This window comes from Methylobacterium ajmalii (assembly GCF_036448855.1).
GTDB lineage: Bacteria > Pseudomonadota > Alphaproteobacteria > Rhizobiales > Beijerinckiaceae > Methylobacterium > Methylobacterium ajmalii.
In genome coordinates this window covers 37,232-54,185 of sequence record NZ_JAZFXT010000051.1, presented here as the reverse complement: position 1 = coordinate 54,185, position 16,954 = coordinate 37,232, and the positions used below count along the sequence as shown (strand labels likewise).

21 protein-coding genes and 1 tRNA gene are annotated in these 16,954 nt (G+C 68.7%); 12 read left to right on the top strand and 10 right to left on the bottom strand.

Features of this window, described 5'->3' with window-relative positions:
* Positions 1 to 4: 4 nt before the first annotated feature.
* The 9 genes from V3T34_RS21030 to V3T34_RS20990 all read left to right on the top strand — a co-directional run bounded on the left by V3T34_RS21030 (position 5) and on the right by V3T34_RS20990 (position 5,056).
* Positions 5 to 811: a TPM domain-containing protein gene (locus V3T34_RS21030; RefSeq protein WP_060846013.1), complete on the top strand. Its 807-nt coding sequence runs from the start codon at positions 5 to 7 to the stop codon at positions 809 to 811.
* Positions 811 to 1,434 carry a hypothetical protein gene (locus V3T34_RS21025; RefSeq protein ID WP_305077952.1) on the top strand — a complete coding sequence of 208 codons (624 nt, stop codon included), beginning with the start codon at positions 811 to 813 and terminating at the stop codon, positions 1,432 to 1,434. The genes V3T34_RS21030 and V3T34_RS21025 overlap by 1 nt, the downstream gene beginning before the upstream one ends.
* 152 nt (positions 1,435 to 1,586) lie before the next feature.
* Positions 1,587 to 1,946 (top strand): nuclear transport factor 2 family protein, encoded by a 360-nt coding sequence (locus tag V3T34_RS21020; protein ID WP_305077953.1) that lies wholly within the window; start codon positions 1,587 to 1,589, stop codon positions 1,944 to 1,946.
* A gap of 14 nt (positions 1,947 to 1,960) precedes the next feature.
* Entirely contained in the window at positions 1,961 to 2,800 is an 840-nt protein-coding gene (locus tag V3T34_RS21015; RefSeq protein WP_305077989.1) for a helix-turn-helix domain-containing protein, read from the top strand.
* The gene (locus V3T34_RS21010; RefSeq protein WP_305077954.1) at positions 2,797 to 3,171 is read left to right on the top strand and encodes a DUF1330 domain-containing protein; all 375 of its coding nucleotides are present in this window, start codon (positions 2,797 to 2,799) and stop codon (positions 3,169 to 3,171) included. The genes V3T34_RS21015 and V3T34_RS21010 overlap by 4 nt, the downstream gene beginning before the upstream one ends.
* Before the next feature lie 25 nt (positions 3,172 to 3,196).
* A tRNA-Pro gene (locus V3T34_RS21005) sits at positions 3,197 to 3,274 on the top strand.
* 372 nt (positions 3,275 to 3,646) lie between these two features.
* The gene (locus tag V3T34_RS21000; protein WP_305077955.1) at positions 3,647 to 4,117 is read left to right on the top strand and encodes a hypothetical protein; all 471 of its coding nucleotides are present in this window, start codon (positions 3,647 to 3,649) and stop codon (positions 4,115 to 4,117) included.
* Positions 4,086 to 4,565 (top strand): XRE family transcriptional regulator, encoded by a 480-nt coding sequence (locus V3T34_RS20995; protein ID WP_305077956.1) that lies wholly within the window; start codon positions 4,086 to 4,088, stop codon positions 4,563 to 4,565. The genes V3T34_RS21000 and V3T34_RS20995 overlap by 32 nt, the downstream gene beginning before the upstream one ends.
* Positions 4,565 to 5,056 carry a hypothetical protein gene (locus tag V3T34_RS20990; RefSeq protein WP_305077957.1) on the top strand — a complete coding sequence of 164 codons (492 nt, stop codon included), beginning with the start codon at positions 4,565 to 4,567 and terminating at the stop codon, positions 5,054 to 5,056. The genes V3T34_RS20995 and V3T34_RS20990 overlap by 1 nt, the downstream gene beginning before the upstream one ends.
* A gap of 87 nt (positions 5,057 to 5,143) precedes the next feature.
* Here V3T34_RS20990 and V3T34_RS20985 read toward each other — a convergent pair whose 3' ends face one another.
* The gene (locus V3T34_RS20985) at positions 5,144 to 5,785 is read right to left on the bottom strand and encodes a hypothetical protein (RefSeq protein WP_331369275.1); all 642 of its coding nucleotides are present in this window, start codon (positions 5,783 to 5,785) and stop codon (positions 5,144 to 5,146) included.
* A 93-nt stretch (positions 5,786 to 5,878) separates the two neighbouring features.
* On the opposite strand from V3T34_RS20985, the gene V3T34_RS20980 reads away from it, so the two are divergent.
* Positions 5,879 to 6,121: a helix-turn-helix domain-containing protein gene (locus tag V3T34_RS20980; RefSeq protein ID WP_305077958.1), complete on the top strand. Its 243-nt coding sequence runs from the start codon at positions 5,879 to 5,881 to the stop codon at positions 6,119 to 6,121.
* Between the two features lie 40 nt (positions 6,122 to 6,161).
* Here V3T34_RS20980 and V3T34_RS20975 read toward each other — a convergent pair whose 3' ends face one another.
* The 6 genes from V3T34_RS20975 to V3T34_RS20950 all read right to left on the bottom strand — a co-directional run bounded on the left by V3T34_RS20975 (position 6,162) and on the right by V3T34_RS20950 (position 11,321).
* Entirely contained in the window at positions 6,162 to 6,905 is a 744-nt protein-coding gene (locus V3T34_RS20975) for a hypothetical protein (protein ID WP_305077960.1), read from the bottom strand.
* Between the two features lie 575 nt (positions 6,906 to 7,480).
* Complete coding sequence (locus V3T34_RS20970; protein ID WP_305077961.1) at positions 7,481 to 8,677, bottom strand: MFS transporter; 1,197 nt, start codon at positions 8,675 to 8,677, stop codon at positions 7,481 to 7,483.
* 9 nt (positions 8,678 to 8,686) lie between these two features.
* Positions 8,687 to 9,982: an arsenic transporter gene (locus V3T34_RS20965; protein ID WP_305077962.1), complete on the bottom strand. Its 1,296-nt coding sequence runs from the start codon at positions 9,980 to 9,982 to the stop codon at positions 8,687 to 8,689.
* Between the two features lie 34 nt (positions 9,983 to 10,016).
* Positions 10,017 to 10,442: an arsenate reductase (glutaredoxin) gene (arsC, locus tag V3T34_RS20960; protein ID WP_305077963.1), complete on the bottom strand. Its 426-nt coding sequence runs from the start codon at positions 10,440 to 10,442 to the stop codon at positions 10,017 to 10,019.
* On the bottom strand, positions 10,442 to 10,969 hold the full coding sequence (locus V3T34_RS20955) for an arsenate reductase ArsC (protein WP_305077964.1): 528 nt from the start codon (positions 10,967 to 10,969) through the stop codon (positions 10,442 to 10,444). Before V3T34_RS20955 ends, arsC begins: the two co-directional genes overlap by 1 nt.
* Entirely contained in the window at positions 10,962 to 11,321 is a 360-nt protein-coding gene (locus V3T34_RS20950) for an ArsR/SmtB family transcription factor (protein WP_305077990.1), read from the bottom strand. Before V3T34_RS20950 ends, V3T34_RS20955 begins: the two co-directional genes overlap by 8 nt.
* A gap of 50 nt (positions 11,322 to 11,371) precedes the next feature.
* On the opposite strand from V3T34_RS20950, the gene arsH reads away from it, so the two are divergent.
* Both arsH and V3T34_RS20940 read left to right on the top strand, forming a co-directional pair.
* Positions 11,372 to 12,133 carry an arsenical resistance protein ArsH gene (gene arsH / locus V3T34_RS20945; protein ID WP_305077965.1) on the top strand — a complete coding sequence of 254 codons (762 nt, stop codon included), beginning with the start codon at positions 11,372 to 11,374 and terminating at the stop codon, positions 12,131 to 12,133.
* Between the two features lie 47 nt (positions 12,134 to 12,180).
* Positions 12,181 to 12,714: a DUF6428 family protein gene (locus tag V3T34_RS20940; RefSeq protein ID WP_305077966.1), complete on the top strand. Its 534-nt coding sequence runs from the start codon at positions 12,181 to 12,183 to the stop codon at positions 12,712 to 12,714.
* 158 nt (positions 12,715 to 12,872) lie between these two features.
* On the opposite strand, the gene V3T34_RS20935 is transcribed toward V3T34_RS20940, so the two are convergent.
* The 3 genes from V3T34_RS20935 to V3T34_RS20925 form a co-directional block, all read right to left on the bottom strand.
* On the bottom strand, positions 12,873 to 13,592 hold the full coding sequence (locus V3T34_RS20935) for a recombinase family protein (protein WP_305077991.1): 720 nt from the start codon (positions 13,590 to 13,592) through the stop codon (positions 12,873 to 12,875).
* A 242-nt stretch (positions 13,593 to 13,834) separates the two neighbouring features.
* Positions 13,835 to 14,305, bottom strand: a complete 471-nt coding sequence (locus V3T34_RS20930; RefSeq protein WP_331369274.1) for a hypothetical protein — start codon at positions 14,303 to 14,305, stop codon at positions 13,835 to 13,837.
* Between the two features lie 155 nt (positions 14,306 to 14,460).
* Complete coding sequence (locus V3T34_RS20925; RefSeq protein WP_305077968.1) at positions 14,461 to 16,938, bottom strand: hypothetical protein; 2,478 nt, start codon at positions 16,936 to 16,938, stop codon at positions 14,461 to 14,463.
* Positions 16,939 to 16,954 lie beyond the last annotated feature (16 nt).

Sequence of the window (16,954 nt, the reverse complement as noted above, 5' to 3'; positions counted from 1 at the left end):
GGCGATGCGCCGAGTCCCGGGCGCCGGCCCCCTCGCCGTCCTGCTGGTCCTGTGGGCGGGGCTCCTCTGGGCGGGGGCGGCGTCGGCCCTCGACCTGCCGCCGCTCACCGGCCGGGTCGTCGACGGGGCCGGCCTGCTGCGGCCGGAGGAGCGGGAGGCGCTCGCCGCGACGCTCAAGGCGCACGAGGACAAGACCACCGACCAGGTCGTGGTCGCCACCGTGCCCTCGCTCCAGGGCACCTCGGTCGAGGACTTCTCCAACCGCCTGTTTCGCGCCTGGGGCCTCGGCACCAGGGCGCGCAACAACGGCGTCCTGTTCCTCGTCGCCCCCTCCGAGCGCAAGGTGCGGATCGAGGTCGGCTACGGCCTCGAGGGCGCGCTGACGGACGCCCTGTCGAAGGTGATCATCGCCAGCGCCGTGGCACCGAAGTTCAAGGCCGGGGATTTTCCCGGCGGCATCCGGGCGGGCGTCGACGGGATCCTGGGCATCCTCTCGGGCGACGCCGCCGAGTGGCAGCGCCGGGCCGAGGTGCGCGAGGATTCCGGCGGCGGCCTCGATCCGGTGCTGGTCGTGATCCTGCTCGTGCTGGTCGGGTTCGTGCTCGTCCGGCTCCTCGCCGGGGGACGCGGCGGCCCCGGCCGGCCGCATCGCCGCACCGGCGGCGGCTGGATCGTCGTGCCGGGCCAGGGCGGGTTCGGCGGCGGGTTCGGCGGCGGGGCCGGGGGTGGCTTCGGCGGCGGCTTCGGTGACGGCGGCTTCTCGGGCGGGGGCGGCTCGTCGGGCGGCGGCGGCGCCTCGGGAGATTGGTGATGGCGGGGATCCTGAACGAGGCGGAGCGCGCCCGCATCGCCGCCGCGGTGGCGCAGGCCGAGCGCGGCACGGCGGGCGAGATCGTCGTGATGGTGGCGGCCCGCTCCGGGGCCTACCGCAGCCTGCCTCCGGCGCTGGCGCTGGCGGGCGCGCTCATCGTGCCCTGGCCGCTGATCGGGCTCACCGGCCTCTCCGCCACCCGGATCTTCCTGGTCCAGCTCGTCGCGGCCCTGGCGCTCCTCGTGAGCCTCGCGGCGGGCCCGGTCCGGGCGCGCCTGCCCCGTGCCCTGCCCCGGCCGCTGCGCCGCGCCCGCGCCCGCGCCGCCGCCCGGCACGAGTTCGAGGCCCGGGGGCTGGCCGGCACGAGCGGTCGCACCGGCGTGCTGATCTACGTGGCGCTGGCCGAGCGCTACGCCGACGTGGTGACGGATGTCGGGATCGGCCCCGCCCCGGAGGCCTGGCAGGCGGTCCTCGCCGACCTCGTGGCGGCCCTGCGCCGCGACGCCCTGGCGGACGGCCTGGAGCGGACGGTGGAGGCCACCGGCGTCATCCTGGCCGCGGCCGCCCCGCCGCGACCCGGCGACACCGACGAGCTGCCCAACCGGGTGATCGTGACTGAGTAGCGCGACGACCCGACGGGCCGTCCGGCGGTGACCTGCCTGCGATGACTTGGCTGCGGACCTGCCGGGTCCTCCGATGATGACCCGGCAGGTCATCGACGTGCCCCCCGGCCCGCGTCCATTCTCGTCCGGCACCCACCCGGAAGGACGCTCCGATGACCGATCCCGCCGCCCTCGCCGCCCGCTACCTCGAGACCTGGAACGAGACCGACCCGGCCCGCCGCCGCGCGCTCCTCGCCGCGACCTTCACCGAGGATGCCCGCTACCGCGACCCCCTCATGGCCGGCGAGGGCCATGACGGCCTCGACGCCCTGATCGGCGCCGTGCAGGCGCGCTTTCCCGGCCTGCGCTTCCGCCTCGCCGGCCGGCCCGACGGCTACGGCGACCGCCTCCGCTTCTCCTGGGCGCGGGCGCCCGAGGGGGGCGAGGGCGTGGTCGAGGGCACGGACTTCGCCATCCTCGACGACGGCCGCCTCGCCGAGGTGACCGGCTTCCTCGACCGGGTGCCGGCCTGAGGGCCGCGCCGGTGATCCCCGCGCCCGCCGGTCCGCCGGGCGACATCCTGCGGATCTGGCGCCGGCGCCGGCACCTGAGCCAGCTCGACCTGGCGCTGGAGGCCGAGATCTCCCAGCGTCACCTGAGCTGCCTCGAGAGCGGCCGCGCCCGGCCGAGCCGGGCGATGCTGCTGCGCCTCGCCGAGCGCCTCGGCATCCCCCTGCGCGAGCGCAACGCCCTGCTCGTCGCCGCCGGCAACGCCCCGGTCTTCGCCGCGCGCTCCCTCGACGACCCGGCCCTCGCCCCGGCCCGCCGGGCGGTGGCGCGGATCCTCGACGGCCACGCCCCCTACCCGGCGCTGGCGGTCGACCGCCACTGGACCCTGATCGCCGCCAACGCCGCCGTGGCGCCCCTCCTCGACGGCGTCGACCCCGCCCTCCTCGCCGGGCCGGTGAACGTGCTGCGCCTGAGCCTGCATCCCGGCGGGCTGGCGCCGCGCATCCTCAACCTCCGCGCATGGCGCGCCCACCTCCTCGATCGCCTGCGCCAGCAGGTCGCCGCCAGCGGCGATCCGGTCCTCGCCCGGCTCGCCGACGAGCTCGCCGCCTATCCCGCCCCGCCGGACGTCCCTTCGCACGCCGCTTCCTGCGACGGCGGCGGGGTGGCGGTGCCCCTCGTCCTCGCCGTCCCGGCGGGCCGGCTCTCGCTCCTGTCGACCACCACGGTGTTCGGCACGCCCGTCGACATCACCCTGGCGGAGCTCGCCCTCGAGGCCTTCTTCCCCGCCGATCCCGAGACCGCCGCCCTTCTCCACCGGCTCGCCCCGCCGCACGGCCCGGCGCGGACCGCCCCCTCGACGGAGACCGATCCATGAGCGTTCCCGCCTATGCCGTCGCCCACCTGCGCGATGTCGCGCTCGGCCCTGCGATCGCGACCTATCTCGCGGGCATCGACGCCACCCTCGCCCCGTTCGGCGGCCGCTTCCTCATCCACGGCGCCCGCCCCGAGCCGCTCGAAGGCGACTTCGCCGGCGATCTCGTCGTCATCGCCTTCCCGGACCGGGCCGCGGCCCGGGCCTGGTACGAGTCCCCCGCCTACCGGGCCATCCTGCCCCTGCGCACGGCGCATTCCGACGGCGTCGTCGTCCTGATCGACGGCGTTTCCCCCGACCACCGCGCCCCCGACGCCCTCGCCGGCCGGCCGACCGCGCGGAAGGGGCTTGCGCCGGACCGAGCACGGCGCTAATACCCCGCTCGCCCTCTCGGGGCGTCGGAGCGTAGCGCAGCCCGGTTAGCGCACTAGTCTGGGGGACTAGGGGTCGGAGGTTCGAATCCTCTCGCTCCGACCAATTAAAATCAAGCACTTAGCCGGGATTGCAGGTGCTGATGGCTTCCGGAAATTCAGGATCAGGAAGCCAATCGGAAGCCAAACTGAGATCTGTTGCTGTGATGCCTTGTCAGCCATCCGGCGCATCTGCCGTTGAAGGCGGCATGGCTCCCAGATCGGCTTCACACGTTCGATGCTACGAACCACCACCCTTATACCTACGTGCGCTGGGCTGACACATTCTGCGGTTGCGCGGATGCATCAGAATCTGGCATGGCAGCGAGCCACCACGTCGCGTCCGCGACGGTGATGTTTTTCCCGCCTCCCCCCTTACCGAGCGCACCGAGTTAAGCCATATGTTTACCGGCGAAGGGCATCGTTACGAGGCGACCGCTTGACCGCTGCCGCCGATTTCGAGTGTCACGCCGAGGGGCCAGCAGGTCGAATCCTGTTGGCTCGGAAGGCACACGATGAGTGGCTTGAGATAGCGCAGGGGAGAAGCCGCGAGGACGTGCAGCGCCGCACGAAGCTCAAGAAGCACTTCGAAGAGTTCGTGACGAATGGGCCGGCACGCCTGGGCGAGGATCACTTCAGGCGTGAAGGGGCATTCGCTGACGGTCGGGGTGCTTCGGTAGCGATCTGGGTTTTCAAGGTGTGGCAGTGGCGGCTCTACGGTGCGATCCTCCCGATCAGAGGGGTTCAGTGCTTCGTGGGCGTCAAGGTGGATCCCAGCAAGAAGCGTAACAAGGCGGATCAAGATCTTCTCAAGGCAGTTGCCAAGGAGATCGGAGGGCTGGCGGAATACCGGCCCGCGCACGAGAAAGGTGGAGGCGATGATGGACGATCGGCACGTAAGCGACGCTGACGTTCGGCGGATTGAACGAGAGGAGGAGCTGGTTACGGAGCTTCAGTACCTCATTCAAGAAGTCATGAACGAGCGTGGGCTGACCCGTGCCGAGTTGGCTGATCGGCTCGGGATCAAAAGGCCGCGAATGACCCAGCTTTTGGGCGACAACGCCAATCCCACGCTGCGCACCCTCGTCCGCGTTTTTGATGCAATGGACGAAGAAATCCATATCTCGCGTGGAAAGCGGGTCGTTGTGGATGCCTCGTCGGCAAAAGATGCTGGCACTTGGCAGGCTCCCGAAGGAGTTCAGGGTAGTGTTGCGACTGGCCAAAAGTCCCAACCCGCCCCTGATATCTTGAAGGCCCTTCTCAGGCATGCGGACAGCGGCTGGCAAACGACGACCGAGCCTGTGTCGAACGACAACCTGGGCCTGTTCTACGACGAACTTCTCGCTGCAAGCAACTAATGAGCAAGAACGCCAAGCAAGAACTCGTGTCGGCCGACGCTTCTCCGGATCCGGAGGAGCGTCGTCGGAAGTACAACAAGGCTGTCCGACAGGCAAATCTTGTTAACATTCTGCTGAGCAGGGTAGATTTCAAGGTCAATCGGGATGTTCGTCCTCCTGTGCGCGGGGCTGAAAATAGCTCTCCCCCTAGCTACGGAGGAAAATTGGCGAAATTTACTTATTTCGAAGAAGAGAAGGCCTGTTTTGCAACTGTGGTCTGGACCGTTGAGATTAAATCTGAGCGCCGTACCTACGCAAAGTGTGTTGCACAGTATGATGTTATATACAATGGCTTTACGGAAGTTGATAATAGCATTATAGAACTTTTCGCCGAGAATGTTGCGCGTCCAGCAACGTATTCTTACTTTAGAGCCCTGTTTGCGAATCTGGACTGGTCTTCTGATCTTCGATTGCCGCCTCTGCCCGTTGTAAAGTTTCATCCGAAAGTCTAGTTCATTTAGACGTTACTCCCCTGTTTGGTGCCTTGGGCTTCAATCCTGGCACCAGCACACAGGCGCGCTGCTGCTCGGGCGCAGCCCCTACGCGGCCAGACGCTCCCGGCCGGCCCGCAACACCGCGACCATCACGTCCTGCCGGCGGGCGGCGGCTTCGAGCGCCACCAGGTCGGCGCCGCAGGCCTCGAACGTGCCGGCTACCAACGCCTCGCGCCGCCGGGCCTCACCCTCGCTGATGCCGGCTTCCTCCGGGTCGCCGATGATCCGGTACAAGGCTGCCTCGAGGTCCAAGCCCCCGCCACCCTGGCGGCTCCAGGCGCCGGGCGCCGTGTAGAGGGCGAGCAGGGCATCGAGCACGTTGGTGACCGATGGCGGGGCGAGGTCGGCGACCGCGGCGGCGCGGTCGTCGGCGGTCTCGGCGAGACGATGGACGTGCAGCTCAGTCGCGCCGGCTGGGACGCTGCCGATCGCCAGCAAGGCCGCGGTACCGGCCACGTTGCGGGCCACCGCCAGCACCAGGGCCGCGGCATCGCCAGCGAGATCGCCGGCGGCGCTGGCGGGATAGACGCTGCACACATAGCGGCGCCCAGAGCGGCCCCGCCAAGCGGTCAGGTCGCCGCTGGCGCCAGAGCGCAGCCGCTCCTCGCGCACCGGCTGCCGGGCGGTGCGGCCGGCCTTCATGCCATGGAGGGCGACGCTCCAATGGAGGGTACGGCGAGAGGTCATGGAGGCTTCCTTTTTAGCATTTGACTTTCTAAAAAGGAAAGTAGCCGGTCCTTCCCCAGCCAGCAAGCAAAACTTTCTAAAAAGGAAACTTACATGGTCGCTCTCACACCGGCTCAGTGCCGGGCCGCCCGTGCGTTGCTCGACTGGACACAAGGGGCGTTGGCGGAGGCTACGGGCCTGAGCGTCGTCACGGTTCGCGCTTTCGAGAAGGGCGGCGAGATGCGGGACAGCAACAAGACCCTGATCGTCCTCGCCTTCGAGAAGGCGGGGGTGGACTTCATCCCGGCGAACGGCGGCGGCGCCGGTGTGCGCCTGCGAAACGCAGACCAACATTGAAGAACGATGGTTTCAATATCGGATCAATATTGAAACCACATCACGCCACGATGGCGGTCCCCGGCGCCACGCCGGCAGCCGCCATCCTGGCCCGGTTCGCCTTGGCAGCCGCGCCGGCCATGCCGGTGGTGATCGTCTCGAACCAGCCGCCTGCGGCCTTCATGGCTGCAAGCTGGTGGTGCCTGCGCTCCGCCGCATCACCGATGCGCTGGTGGTCGGTGATGACCTCGAAGCTGGTAGGCGCCTCGACCGGCACCAGCTCAGAGTGCGCGCACCCGCTGACAATGCAGGCGATGCCGTCGCGCGGCACGCGGGCGTGGACGACGATCACGCCCGTCATCGCGGCATCGGCGAACCGGCAGGCGTAGTAGGCGGCATCATCGGAGTTCAGGCTCCAGTGCAGGCCAGTGGCCGCTGCGGCCGGGCTACAGCCCATCGAGCCCCGATAGATGTCCACGATCTCCGGCATCTCGGCCGGGAGCGTGTACTCGGCTCGCCGGTACCAGTTCGCGAACTCGGGCCTGCCGCCGCTGGAAGCGAGGAAGGCGGGCATCTCTCGATGGCGCACCAGCAACGCCGTATCGATCGCGCTGCGCAGCGCGGGCGCCGGGGCGCAGGCCGCCACCAGGACCGGGATTACCTCCGGGCCGATCAGCTCCACCAGGGCGCCACCGGCTATCGCCCGGCCCGCGGCGATCATGTTGACGGCCATGCGGCGCGTGATGTGCTGCCCCGGGGTGCCCGGCACGGTGGCGAGGGCGTGAAGAAGTTGTTGCGTGTCCATCCTGGTGAGATGGCTATTGTACAGCCCCGTTCAATACGGTTGTCAACTTACGCATCGGCCGCCGGCGTGTGGATCAACTTCAGCATTCGCAGAACAGCGACGTGGGACCACACCGGGCCCCGGGGCGCCGGGATGCCGGCACGGGTGAGCCCGGCCGCCAGTCGCGGCAGGCTGGTGGCGCCGGCCGCGCGCAGCTCAGCGATGATCGGGGCGAGGGCTGCCGCGCGCTGCCGCGCCCGCTCGGATCGGGCGAGGGCAGAGGCGCGGCTGGCCCGGTGCGCAAGGGCGGGAAGATGCTTGGGGCGATGCGTCATGCTGGACACGTGGGCACCAGTACAGAGCCAAGCAAGGCAACGATGGTTTCAATCGTTTTTCGATATTGAAAAACGATTGAAACCATCGTTCCGGGATCGTCTGTCGTGGTTCAGGCCAGCCACTCGGCCTCAACGCCGGTGTGCCCGGCGACCTGGTGCGCCTGGGTCTGGGTCAGGGCGCGGCGCCCCGCTCGATGTCGGACAGGTGACCTGCATCACCACGACATCGGCTTCGGCTCGGTTGAGGCTAGCGCCCCTGGCTCAGCTGGCTTGAGCCAGGGTAGTTCTGAGAAGTAGCTGCTGCGTCCGCCACAGCGCACCGATCAGCCCAAGGTTGACGAGGGCCAGGACGAGCAGCAGCCACCACAGCGGGTCTGAGCCAGCGTGGGTCAGCACGAATGCGCCGGCCGGCGGCGCGAGGGCCTGAGCAACCAGCCCCGGCCGGGCCAACCGACCGACCAGCAGCGGGTAACGGTCCGGGCCGAACAGAGCGAGCGGCACCGTGCCCCGCGCAATCGAATAGATCCCGTTGCCGCCGCCGTAGAGCACCAGCCAGATCCCGACGCCTGGCACGCCTCCGGCGAGCAGCGCGAGGCCGAGGGCGACCAGGCCAAACGCTGCCGTCAGGGTCCAGAGTGGGTGGTGCCGGCCCTTGAAGGACATTTCCACGATGCGGGCGCCGACCTGCGCAGGGCCGATCAGCGCCCCGTAGGTGACGGCCGAGGCGAGCGCCACGCCGCGCGTCTGCAGCAGGGTGATGAGGTGGACCGACACCAGGGCCATGATCGCGCCACCGAGCACGAGCACCCCAGCGAACAGGAGGAATGCCCGCCCCTCTGCTGACGACAGCGGGCCGGCCGCCGCCTGGTGGGCATCCGCCGCCGGCAGCGGCGGGGCCGGCGGGATAAAGATCAGCGCCAGCGGCAGCGTGACCAGGAGATGCAGGCCCGCATAGGCCAGGCACGCGCCCCGCCAGCCGACCTGGGCGACCAGGAACGCCGACAGCGGCCAGCACACGGTGCTGGCGAACCCGCCCCACAGCGTCAGGGTCGTGATCGCCGGCCGCGCCTTGGCGCCGTAGAGCCGGCCAAGGGTCGCAAAGGCCGGGTCGTACAGCCCACAGGCCATACCCAGGCCGAGCAGCAGCCAGCCGGCCAGATAGGCCGGCAGGGCCGGCGACAGGGCTAGGGTGACGAGGCCCGCCGCGAGCAGCATTGCCGCCAGGGCCAGGACCGGCCGGCCGCCGTAACGATGGACTGCCGCGCCGACGTGCGGTGAGGCAAACGCGGCCACCAGCAGACCGAGGGTCAGGCCGCCGACCACCCAGGCCAGCGGCCAGCCGGTGCTTGCCGCGACCGGGCCGGCGAGGACCGCCGGCAGGTAGAACGACGATCCCCAGGCGAGGATTTCGATCACGCCCAGGGCGGAGATCACCGGCCAGCGCCGGGCCGGAGGCATCGGCCCTGCCTACGGAGTGCCGAGCACAGGCAGCCAGGCCGCCAGCGCCAGCAGCGTGACCAGGAGCACGGGCGGGGTGATGACCAGGCCGACCTTCATGTACTGGCCCCAGGTAATCGTCTGGCCCTTGCTGGCAAGCACGTGCAGCCAGAGCAGCGTCGCAAGGCTGCCGATCGGTGTGAACTTCGGCCCGAGATCGCAGCCGATCACGTTGGCGTAGACCATCAGCTCGCGGGTCAGCGGCGCTAGGTCCGGGGCCTGCTGGATCGAGAGCGCCCCGATCAGCACGGACGGCATGTTGTTCATCACCGACGACAGGATGGCTGCCGCAAAGCCGGTGCCGACTGTGGCGACCCACGGCCCCTTCCCACCCAGCCAGACCAGGCCCTTGGCAAGCTCGTCGGTTAGGCCGGCGTTCCTGAGGCCGTAGACCACCAGGTACATGCCGAGGCTGAACAGCACGATCTGCCAGGGTGCGCCGGCCAGCACCTTGCGGATCGGGATGACCCGGCCCCGGTTGGCGAGCAGCAGGAGCACCGCCGCGCCGGCACAGGTGACCACCGACACCGGCACGCCGAATGGAGCGGTTACGAAGTAGGCGGCGAGCAGCACGCCAAGCAGCGGGAACGCGGCCCGGAACACCAGCGGGTCACGGATCGCCTGCTGGGGCGGTTCCAGCGCCTCGACCGGGTAGGCTGCTGGCACGACCCGCCTGAAATACCACCACAGCACCGCCAGCGTGGCCGCCAGCGAGACCAGGTTTACCGGCACCATGACCGCCGCGTACCGGCCAAAGGTCACGTCGAAGAAGTTGGCCGAGACGATGTTGACCAGGTTGGAGATCACCAGCGGCAGGGACGTGCTGTCCGCCACGAACCCGCAGGCGGCGATGAACGCCAGTGCCGCCGCCGGCTTGAACTCGAGGCGCAGCAGGATCGCCAGCACGATCGGCGTCAGCAGCAGCGCGGCGCCATCGTTGGCGAACACCGCCGCGATTGCCGCGCCGAGGAGGATCACCAGCGGGAACAGCCGGCGGCCCCGGCCACCGCCCCAGCGGGCGATGTGCAGGGCCGCCCAGTGGAAGAACCCGGCCTCATCGAGCAGCAAGGAGATGATGATGAGCGCCACGAACGTGAACGTGGCGTCCCAGACGATATGCCAGACCACCGGGATATCGCCGGGGTGGATCACGCCGGTGGCGAGCGCCACGGCGGCGCCGGCCAGGGCGCTCCACCCGATCCCGAGGCCCTTGGGCTGCCAGATGACAAAGACGAGGGTGACAAGGAAGATGGCAAGCGCGAGCATCGAGGAGGGTTCTTGTTGTCGGTTGGGGTGAGGCTCAGGCGGTGGCGACGCGGCGGCCGTGCTCGTCCACGACCCGCTCGCCGTCTTCCTTGACGAACTCGCTCTGCTGCGCCGGCAGGAGATCCAGCACCGCCTCAGACGGCCGGCACAGGCGCACGCCCTTAGGCGAGACAACCAGCGGTCGGTTGAGCAGGATCGGGTGCGCTTCGATGGCGTCGAGCAGCTGGGCATCCGTCAGCGCCGGGTCGTCCAGGTTCAGCTCGGCGTAGGGCGTGCCCTTCTCGCGCAGCACGTCACGCACCGTGAGGCCGGCACGGGCCAGCAGCGCGACCAGCAGTGCCCGCGACGGCGGGGTTTTCAGGTACTCGACCACATGCGGCTCGATGCCGGCATTGCGGATCATCGCCAGGGTGTTGCGCGAGGTGCCGCAGGCCGGGTTGTGGTAGATGATCACGTCCATCACGCAACCTCCGGCCGGGGCGAGGTGGCGCCGTCCTGCTGGCCGATCTCACGCACCTTGGCGGTCAGCGCGAACTGGTCCAGGCTAGCGATCGGCAATGCGATGAAGGCCGAGATGCGGTTCTTGAGGTAACGCTGCGCCTGGCGGAAGGCGGCAGCCTTCACGTACTCCAGGCCCTCGGTCGCGGCGGGGTCCTCGATGCCCCAATGGGCCGTGACCGGCTGGCCTGGCCAGAACGGGCAGGTTTCGCCAGCGGCGTTGTCACAGACCGTGAACACGAAATCCATCACCGGGGCACCCGGCGCGGCGAACTCGTCCCAGCTCTTCGAGCGCAGGCCCTCGGTGGGATAGTCGCTCTCCTGCAGCGCCTGCAGGGCAAGCGGGTGCGGCTGGCCCTTGGGCTGGCTGCCGGCCGAAAACGCCCGGAAGCGCCCCTGTCCGTCCTTATTGAGCATGGCTTCCGCGAGGATCGAACGGGCCGAGTTGCCGGTGCAGAGGAACAGCACGTTGTAGACGCGATCAGGCATGAGCGGTGTCTCCGGGAGGGCAAAGGCAGGCGGCCAGGGCTTCGACGGCCGGGGCGCAGACCTCCGGGCGACCCTGGCAGCAGTCGCGCATCAGGAACTCGACCAGGCCAGACAGGCCCTCGAAAGCGGCGCTGTAGATGATCGAACGCCCGTCCCGCCGGGACTGGATCAGTCCAGCGTGGCTCAGTTCCTTGAGGTGGAACGAGAGATTGGTGCCGGCCACGCCGACCTCGCTGGCCAGCACGCCCGCCGCCAGGCCGTCCGGGCCAGCGGTGACGAGTGCCCGCACGATGCGCAAGCGATGATCCTGGCCGAGGGCCGCGAAGGCGGCGACGGCTTGCCGTTCTTCCATCATTGATGCAATATCTCAATCATCATTGAAATATAGATGAAAGCACCGCCTTGAGCAAGAGCCTACCGCCTGACCCCTCGCCCCGTGACGGCTTCCCCAACCTGAGCTCGGCGCACTTCGACGTGCCGACCCCAGCGCACCTCCAGGCGGCGCAGCCGTTCACCCACGCCCCGCGTATCCTGATCCTCTACGGCTCACTGCGGGAGCGATCCTTCAGCCGCTTCCTGGCTTACGAAGCCGCGCGGCTGCTGGAAGCCATGGGCGGCGAGGTGCGGATTTTTCATGCGGACGGGCTGCCGCTGCCCGATGACACCACCGCCGACCACCCGAAGGTGCAGGAACTGCGCAACCTCTCGCTCTGGTCCGAGGGGCACCTGTGGGTGTCGCCCGAGCGGCATGGCAACCTGACCGGCGTGATGAAAAGCCAGATCGACTGGCTGCCCCTTAGCGAGGGCAGCGTGCGCCCGACCCAGGGCCGCACCCTCGCCGTCATGCAGGTGTCCGGCGGCTCCCAGAGCTTCAACGCTGTGAACAGCCTGCGCCTACTCGGCCGCTGGATGCGGATGATCACCATCCCGAACCAGTCCAGCGTGCCGATGGCCTACAAGGAGTTTGACGACGCTGGCCGGATGAAGCCGGGGCCGCTCTACGAGCGCGTGGTGGACGTGTGCGAGGAGCTGATGAAGTTCACGCTGCTAACCCGCGAGAGGGCCGACTACCTAGTGGACCGCTACAGCGAGAGGAAGGAGCGGGACCCGGACCGGCTCAAGGCCGTGGCGGCCGACATCGGCTTTGTGAAGCGCCCCAGCTGACCAGGGCGCAGGCCCCAGAGTGATCAAACCCTGAAAGGAGAGGTCCCATGCTCAACCTTGCGTCTGCTCCGCTCGCCGCTGCGCTGCCGGCCGCCGAGGATATTCAGCTCGGCGCCCTGCTCGCCGCCTGCGATGCTCAGCCAACCGTGCCCCTGGTGTTCACCTACGACGGGCGGCACATCCAGTGCGGCTATCATGTCACGGAGGTGAAGGCCGGGCAGTTCGCCGCTCTCGACTGCGGCGGAAACCCCGAAGCCTGGTCTGAGATCTTCGTGCAGCTCTGGGATGTGATCGACGGCGACCGCACGCACATGACAGCGGGCAAGTTCGCCGCGATCATCCGCAAGGTGTCTGAGCACGTCGGCCTGGACCTGAGCGCCCGCCTGACGTTCGAGGTGAGCGACGGCGTGGCCCCCATGCAGCTGCACTGCGCCAGTAGCCCGGTGCCAGCGGATGGGGTGCTGGCTGTCGCCCTGGCGCCGCGTGCGGCGAGCTGCAAGCCGCGTGACCGCTGGCTTGAGGAGCAGAAAGCGAACGTCTGCTGCGGCTCCTCGAGCAGCAAGCAGCCTTGCTGCAGCTGAGTAACCGCTCGCCGATATCGCGCACCGGGAGCCGATGGGTCATCCTGCACCCCGACCATCACCTTGGCAGTCCAGGCATCCCCTCAAAGCCGACCCATCGGGCCGACCGACGATGCGGTGACGATCCGCAGGATCGTTTCCTGATCGTTTGGGGATCGTCACCGCATCGCCGGGGGATCGCGTGCCAGGAGCCGGCCGACCTGCACCGCCGACCACGCGCCGCCGCGCGCCGTCTCGACACGCCGCGCATTCAGCTCGGCCGCGATGCCCCGGGCGCTGGTGATGCCGGCCGCCTGGATCGTGATGACGATCGGCAGGATGTTGGCGGCGAAGGCGTCGGCCGCAGCCCGGTTCACGCTGGCGCCCTTGGCCGATGCCTCGCCCAGATTGGTCCGGTTGCCGAGCAGGACGCCGCGCGCCTTGAGCCCTGCCATGGCGGCCCTGGTGCGGGCCGCGATCAAGGCCCGCTCCTTCTCGGCAAGCGCGGCGTAGAGGTGCAAGACGAACGGGTCCACGCCTTCGCCCAACTCGGCCACCAGGAACGGCACCCGCTGCGCCATCAGCCCGGCGATGAACGCCACGTCGCGCGACAGCCGGTCCAGCTTGGCGACGACGACCGGGCACCGGAGCTTGCGGGCCGATGCCAGGGCTGCGGCGAGGTGGGGCCGGCGCTCCAAGGCGTCAGCGCCCTTGCCGGTCTCGTGCTCCTCGTGCTCGGCGACGATGGCGAAGCCGCTACTCTCGGCGAAGGCGGCGATGGATTTGCGCTGCGCCTCGATCCCGAGGCCGGATCGGCCCTGCTTGTCCGTGCTCACCCGGAGGTAGGCGACGGCGGGACGGGGTGCGGGGCCCTGTGTGACAAGACCATGGGAACCCATGGACTTGTCACACGGCACCACCGCAGGCACCTCGGCACCCTTCGCCATCCCTGACCTCGTGCTGCTGAGAGGAGCGGGGCTCGCCAGCACCGGGCTCGGCCCCGGCTTCGCCGCAGGCGAAGCCTAGCAGGACTATTCGTCAACTTCAGAAAATAAGCAAGAATGGGTGGGTCTTTTTTCTGGAGAATTAGCGCGCCTCTAGGAACACTATCCGCAATATATTCTTCCGGAAATTTTTGTTTTTAGCTCGATGATAACAGAGAGGCGAGGTAGTCCCGGAACCCGACCGGGGTGAAGGTCACGCCACCAGGGAGGCGGGGGCCGGCGGCGCGGGCGTAGAGCACGGCGAGCTTCCGCACCTCGGCCGGGTCCGTCACCTCCTGCCCGAGGTCGCGCGCGAGGCTGAGCCGCCAGGCGGTGGTGGTGTCGAGCTGGTCCCCGCGCCGGGCCGCGAGCCAGGCCAGCACCTGGTCCACCCGGTAATAGCGCGGCCGGCCTGGTGCGGGCCGGAACCAAAAGGGGGGCAGCTCGGTCGGGCCGATACCGCGGCACCGCCACGTCGCGAACAGACCGCGGTCCAGGCGGAGGGCCGCGGCGAGGGAGCCGGTGGAGACGGGCGACCACCCGAACAGGCCGGGGAAGGTCACCTCGGTGGCCGGCGGGAGCGCCCCGAGGGTCGTCACCGGCTTGATGATAGTAGCGCCCGGGTCCATCGCAGATCGCAGATCGCAGTACATTTTAAATTCTCCGGACGCTTTCGTTACCCTCATGAGGGTAGCGGGGTGCCTGCCACCCCGGCCCTCCTCCCTGGTGAAGCAGCGCAGACGCCAGATCCTTTTTCAAAGGTACTGCGATCTGCGATCTGCGATTAGCCGTGGGCCTTCCGGGCCGCCTCCTCCATCATCCGCTTGAGGCGGGTCTCATTGAAGTCGGCCACGTTCTGCTCCGTGACGGGCCGGGTGGCCTCGGCCTTCAGCTCCTCACGGGTCGCGGCGCGCCAGTGGGCGACGTTACGGATCGCCCAGAGCCGGACGGGCTTCCCGCCGATGACCACCTCCAGGTGATCGTCGCCGTCCATGTTCACCTTGCGCGCGCCGAGGTCGTGCATGGCCTTGGCCACCTTCTTCGGGCTCAGGCGCTCCAGGTTGTCCGCCCAGGTCGAGGTCTTGAGGGCGTGGATCACCTCCGCCACCGACATCACGTCCCGGTGGAACGGGATGCCCCCGGCCTGGATCAGCTCGGCCAGCATCTGCGCGATGGGCGTGCGGCTCTCCTCCGTGGCCACCTCCTTCGCCTTCGTCATGGGCGGCGCGCCCTTGGCGTTGAAACCCTCCAGGGAGAGGGTGCGCAGGTACTCGGCGAAGGCCGCCACCGTGCTGTCGTCCTGGTCCAGCAGGTCGTGGAGCTGCTTGAAGAAGGTTCGATTGGCCTTCTTCTCCTCCTCCGTCTCGGGGGTCTCGGGGGTGGAGCAGACGAACCAGCGGCGGTCACCGCGGGGGAGGACCATCGGGGCCGCGTCGTTCGACGCCAGGAACATGCCGCGGGGGGTCCGGCCCCGGAAGCGACGCACGTGCTTGTCGTGAGCGTAGTAGAACTCCGCCGTCAGCAGCTCCTTCGTCTTCTCGAACACCTCCAGGCGCTCGCCGTGGTGGGCCTCCTCGATCATCAGCACCTGCGCGTCCACCAGGCGCGCGGTGTAGGGCTCGGCCAGCTCGACACCCTCGATCTTCCGGGCGTTCTTGTCGCCGAAGATGGCCGCGACAATGCGGTGGAGGGTGCCCTTGCCGGTGCCGTAGCCGCCCGTGACGATGATGCCGTGCTCGATCTTCTCGCCGGGGTGCTGGACCAGATGGGCGAGGTACTTCAGCACGTGCTCACGTGACAACGTGTCCGGCAGGAACCGGGCGAAGAAGTCCACGATCGGCTGGTAATTGCCGACTGCTGGGATCACCCCGCCGCGCTGCCAGAGGTTCACCGAGATGGTACCGTCCGGCTCGGGCAGGATGAGCTGCGCCACGCCCGCCCGGTAGTCCCGGTGCATTACCTTCGGCATGGTCGGGGACATCATCAGGGCGTTGTGCGGGGCGGCCCCGAGCTTGGACTTCACGCTGTCGCCGAACTCCTCCGGGTCCAGCTTCTCTCCGCTCGCGAGGTGCAGGTAGCTGCGCCCCTTCACCACGAACACGACACCCTGCTGGATGGCGGTCATAGCGCGCCCCTGGTTGGCCAGCGCCAGCGGGGTGCGGATCGAAGCCCGGAAGGGGCAGCGGGCGCAGCCCTCGAAGGGCGGCGAGGTGCTGTCACCCTCCGCGACGGTACCGCACAGCGTCGGGCCGGTCGCGGCCGCCAGGGCCTGGTCGATCTTCTTCTCGGTCTCCGCGAAATCGTAGCCCTTCATGTACCGCTTGGACATCACGTGAGCCCAGCGGCGACCGTCCACGGTACGGGCAGCAACGCCAACCATCTTGTACCACCAGGGCTCGGTTAGATCCTCGGCGTAAGTATCGCAGTGCTGGATGAAGGCGCATCCAGCCAGAACCGCGGGGAACTCGTCCGGCTTTGCCTTGCCAGAGGCCAGGTGCGCCTTCGTCGCCTCCGCCCGGATCATATCCGCGACGCTGCCTTTGCCCGCGCTGGGCACGCCGCGCGCCGCCATGCCCAGGTCCGAGGCCAGCAGCTCGGCCAACTTGGCCCGATCGTACCGCTCACTCTGGTGGATGAGGCGCACCGGCTTCAGGTCGGGGGCGGTCTTGTGGTTCAGCGTGCCGGGGGCCTTGCAAACGCGGGACAGGTCGGCGGTGCCATCTATGACGTAGCCGCGGGCCTTGAACGTGTCGCGCAGGCGCTTCTGCACAGCCTTGGACAGCATCTTCTCCGCCGCCAGCTCATCCGGGCCGAGGATCATGCCGGGAGAGCTGTAGAGCCAGTGGGCGTGGCAGCCACCGCCCGTGCCGATGAGGAGCGTCGGCGGGGGTAGCTTGGCCTCCGCGATGAGCTTCAGGGCTTCGTCGGCATCGGCCGGCAGCTGCGCGGCCGGGGTCGAGTGGGGGCCCTCGCGGGTATCGATGTCGACAAATAGACCGCCGACAAAGACGACACCCTCTTGCTTTCCGCGCTCGCCCGCCGACAGGGGCACGCCCTGGAGCCCGCGGCCGACGTAGGTGTCCCCGCGCAGGGCCAGCTCCGCGAGCTTCGCGGCGGCCCCGTCCAGGTTGGTCACGGGGAACGTGTGGACCCCGCCGGGTTTCGACCACAGAACTACCGTGCCAGCATCAGCACCCTGAAAAATTTGCTCCAGAAATGCGTGAATGGTGTTGCCAGATGTGTTGAAAATGGGCATATCCATAGTGGAGCGATCCTGT

Coding starts and splice junctions, on each gene's coding strand:
- V3T34_RS21030 (WP_060846013.1), top strand. CDS start 5: ATGCGCCGAGTCCCGGGCGCCGGCCCCCTCGCCGTCCTGCTGGTCCTG.
- V3T34_RS21025 (WP_305077952.1), top strand. CDS start 811: ATGGCGGGGATCCTGAACGAGGCGGAGCGCGCCCGCATCGCCGCCGCG.
- V3T34_RS21020 (WP_305077953.1), top strand. CDS start 1,587: ATGACCGATCCCGCCGCCCTCGCCGCCCGCTACCTCGAGACCTGGAAC.
- V3T34_RS21010 (WP_305077954.1), top strand. CDS start 2,797: ATGAGCGTTCCCGCCTATGCCGTCGCCCACCTGCGCGATGTCGCGCTC.
- V3T34_RS20995 (WP_305077956.1), top strand. CDS start 4,086: ATGATGGACGATCGGCACGTAAGCGACGCTGACGTTCGGCGGATTGAA.
- V3T34_RS20990 (WP_305077957.1), top strand. CDS start 4,565: ATGAGCAAGAACGCCAAGCAAGAACTCGTGTCGGCCGACGCTTCTCCG.
- V3T34_RS20985 (WP_331369275.1), bottom strand. CDS start 5,785: ATGACCTCTCGCCGTACCCTCCATTGGAGCGTCGCCCTCCATGGCATG.
- V3T34_RS20980 (WP_305077958.1), top strand. CDS start 5,879: ATGGTCGCTCTCACACCGGCTCAGTGCCGGGCCGCCCGTGCGTTGCTC.
- V3T34_RS20975 (WP_305077960.1), bottom strand. CDS start 6,905: ATGGACACGCAACAACTTCTTCACGCCCTCGCCACCGTGCCGGGCACC.
- V3T34_RS20970 (WP_305077961.1), bottom strand. CDS start 8,677: ATGCCTCCGGCCCGGCGCTGGCCGGTGATCTCCGCCCTGGGCGTGATC.
- V3T34_RS20965 (WP_305077962.1), bottom strand. CDS start 9,982: ATGCTCGCGCTTGCCATCTTCCTTGTCACCCTCGTCTTTGTCATCTGG.
- arsC (WP_305077963.1), bottom strand. CDS start 10,442: ATGGACGTGATCATCTACCACAACCCGGCCTGCGGCACCTCGCGCAAC.
- V3T34_RS20955 (WP_305077964.1), bottom strand. CDS start 10,969: ATGCCTGATCGCGTCTACAACGTGCTGTTCCTCTGCACCGGCAACTCG.
- V3T34_RS20950 (WP_305077990.1), bottom strand. CDS start 11,321: ATGGAAGAACGGCAAGCCGTCGCCGCCTTCGCGGCCCTCGGCCAGGAT.
- V3T34_RS20940 (WP_305077966.1), top strand. CDS start 12,181: ATGCTCAACCTTGCGTCTGCTCCGCTCGCCGCTGCGCTGCCGGCCGCC.
- V3T34_RS20935 (WP_305077991.1), bottom strand. CDS start 13,592: ATGGGTTCCCATGGTCTTGTCACACAGGGCCCCGCACCCCGTCCCGCC.
- V3T34_RS20930 (WP_331369274.1), bottom strand. CDS start 14,305: ATGGACCCGGGCGCTACTATCATCAAGCCGGTGACGACCCTCGGGGCG.
- V3T34_RS20925 (WP_305077968.1), bottom strand. CDS start 16,938: ATGGATATGCCCATTTTCAACACATCTGGCAACACCATTCACGCATTT.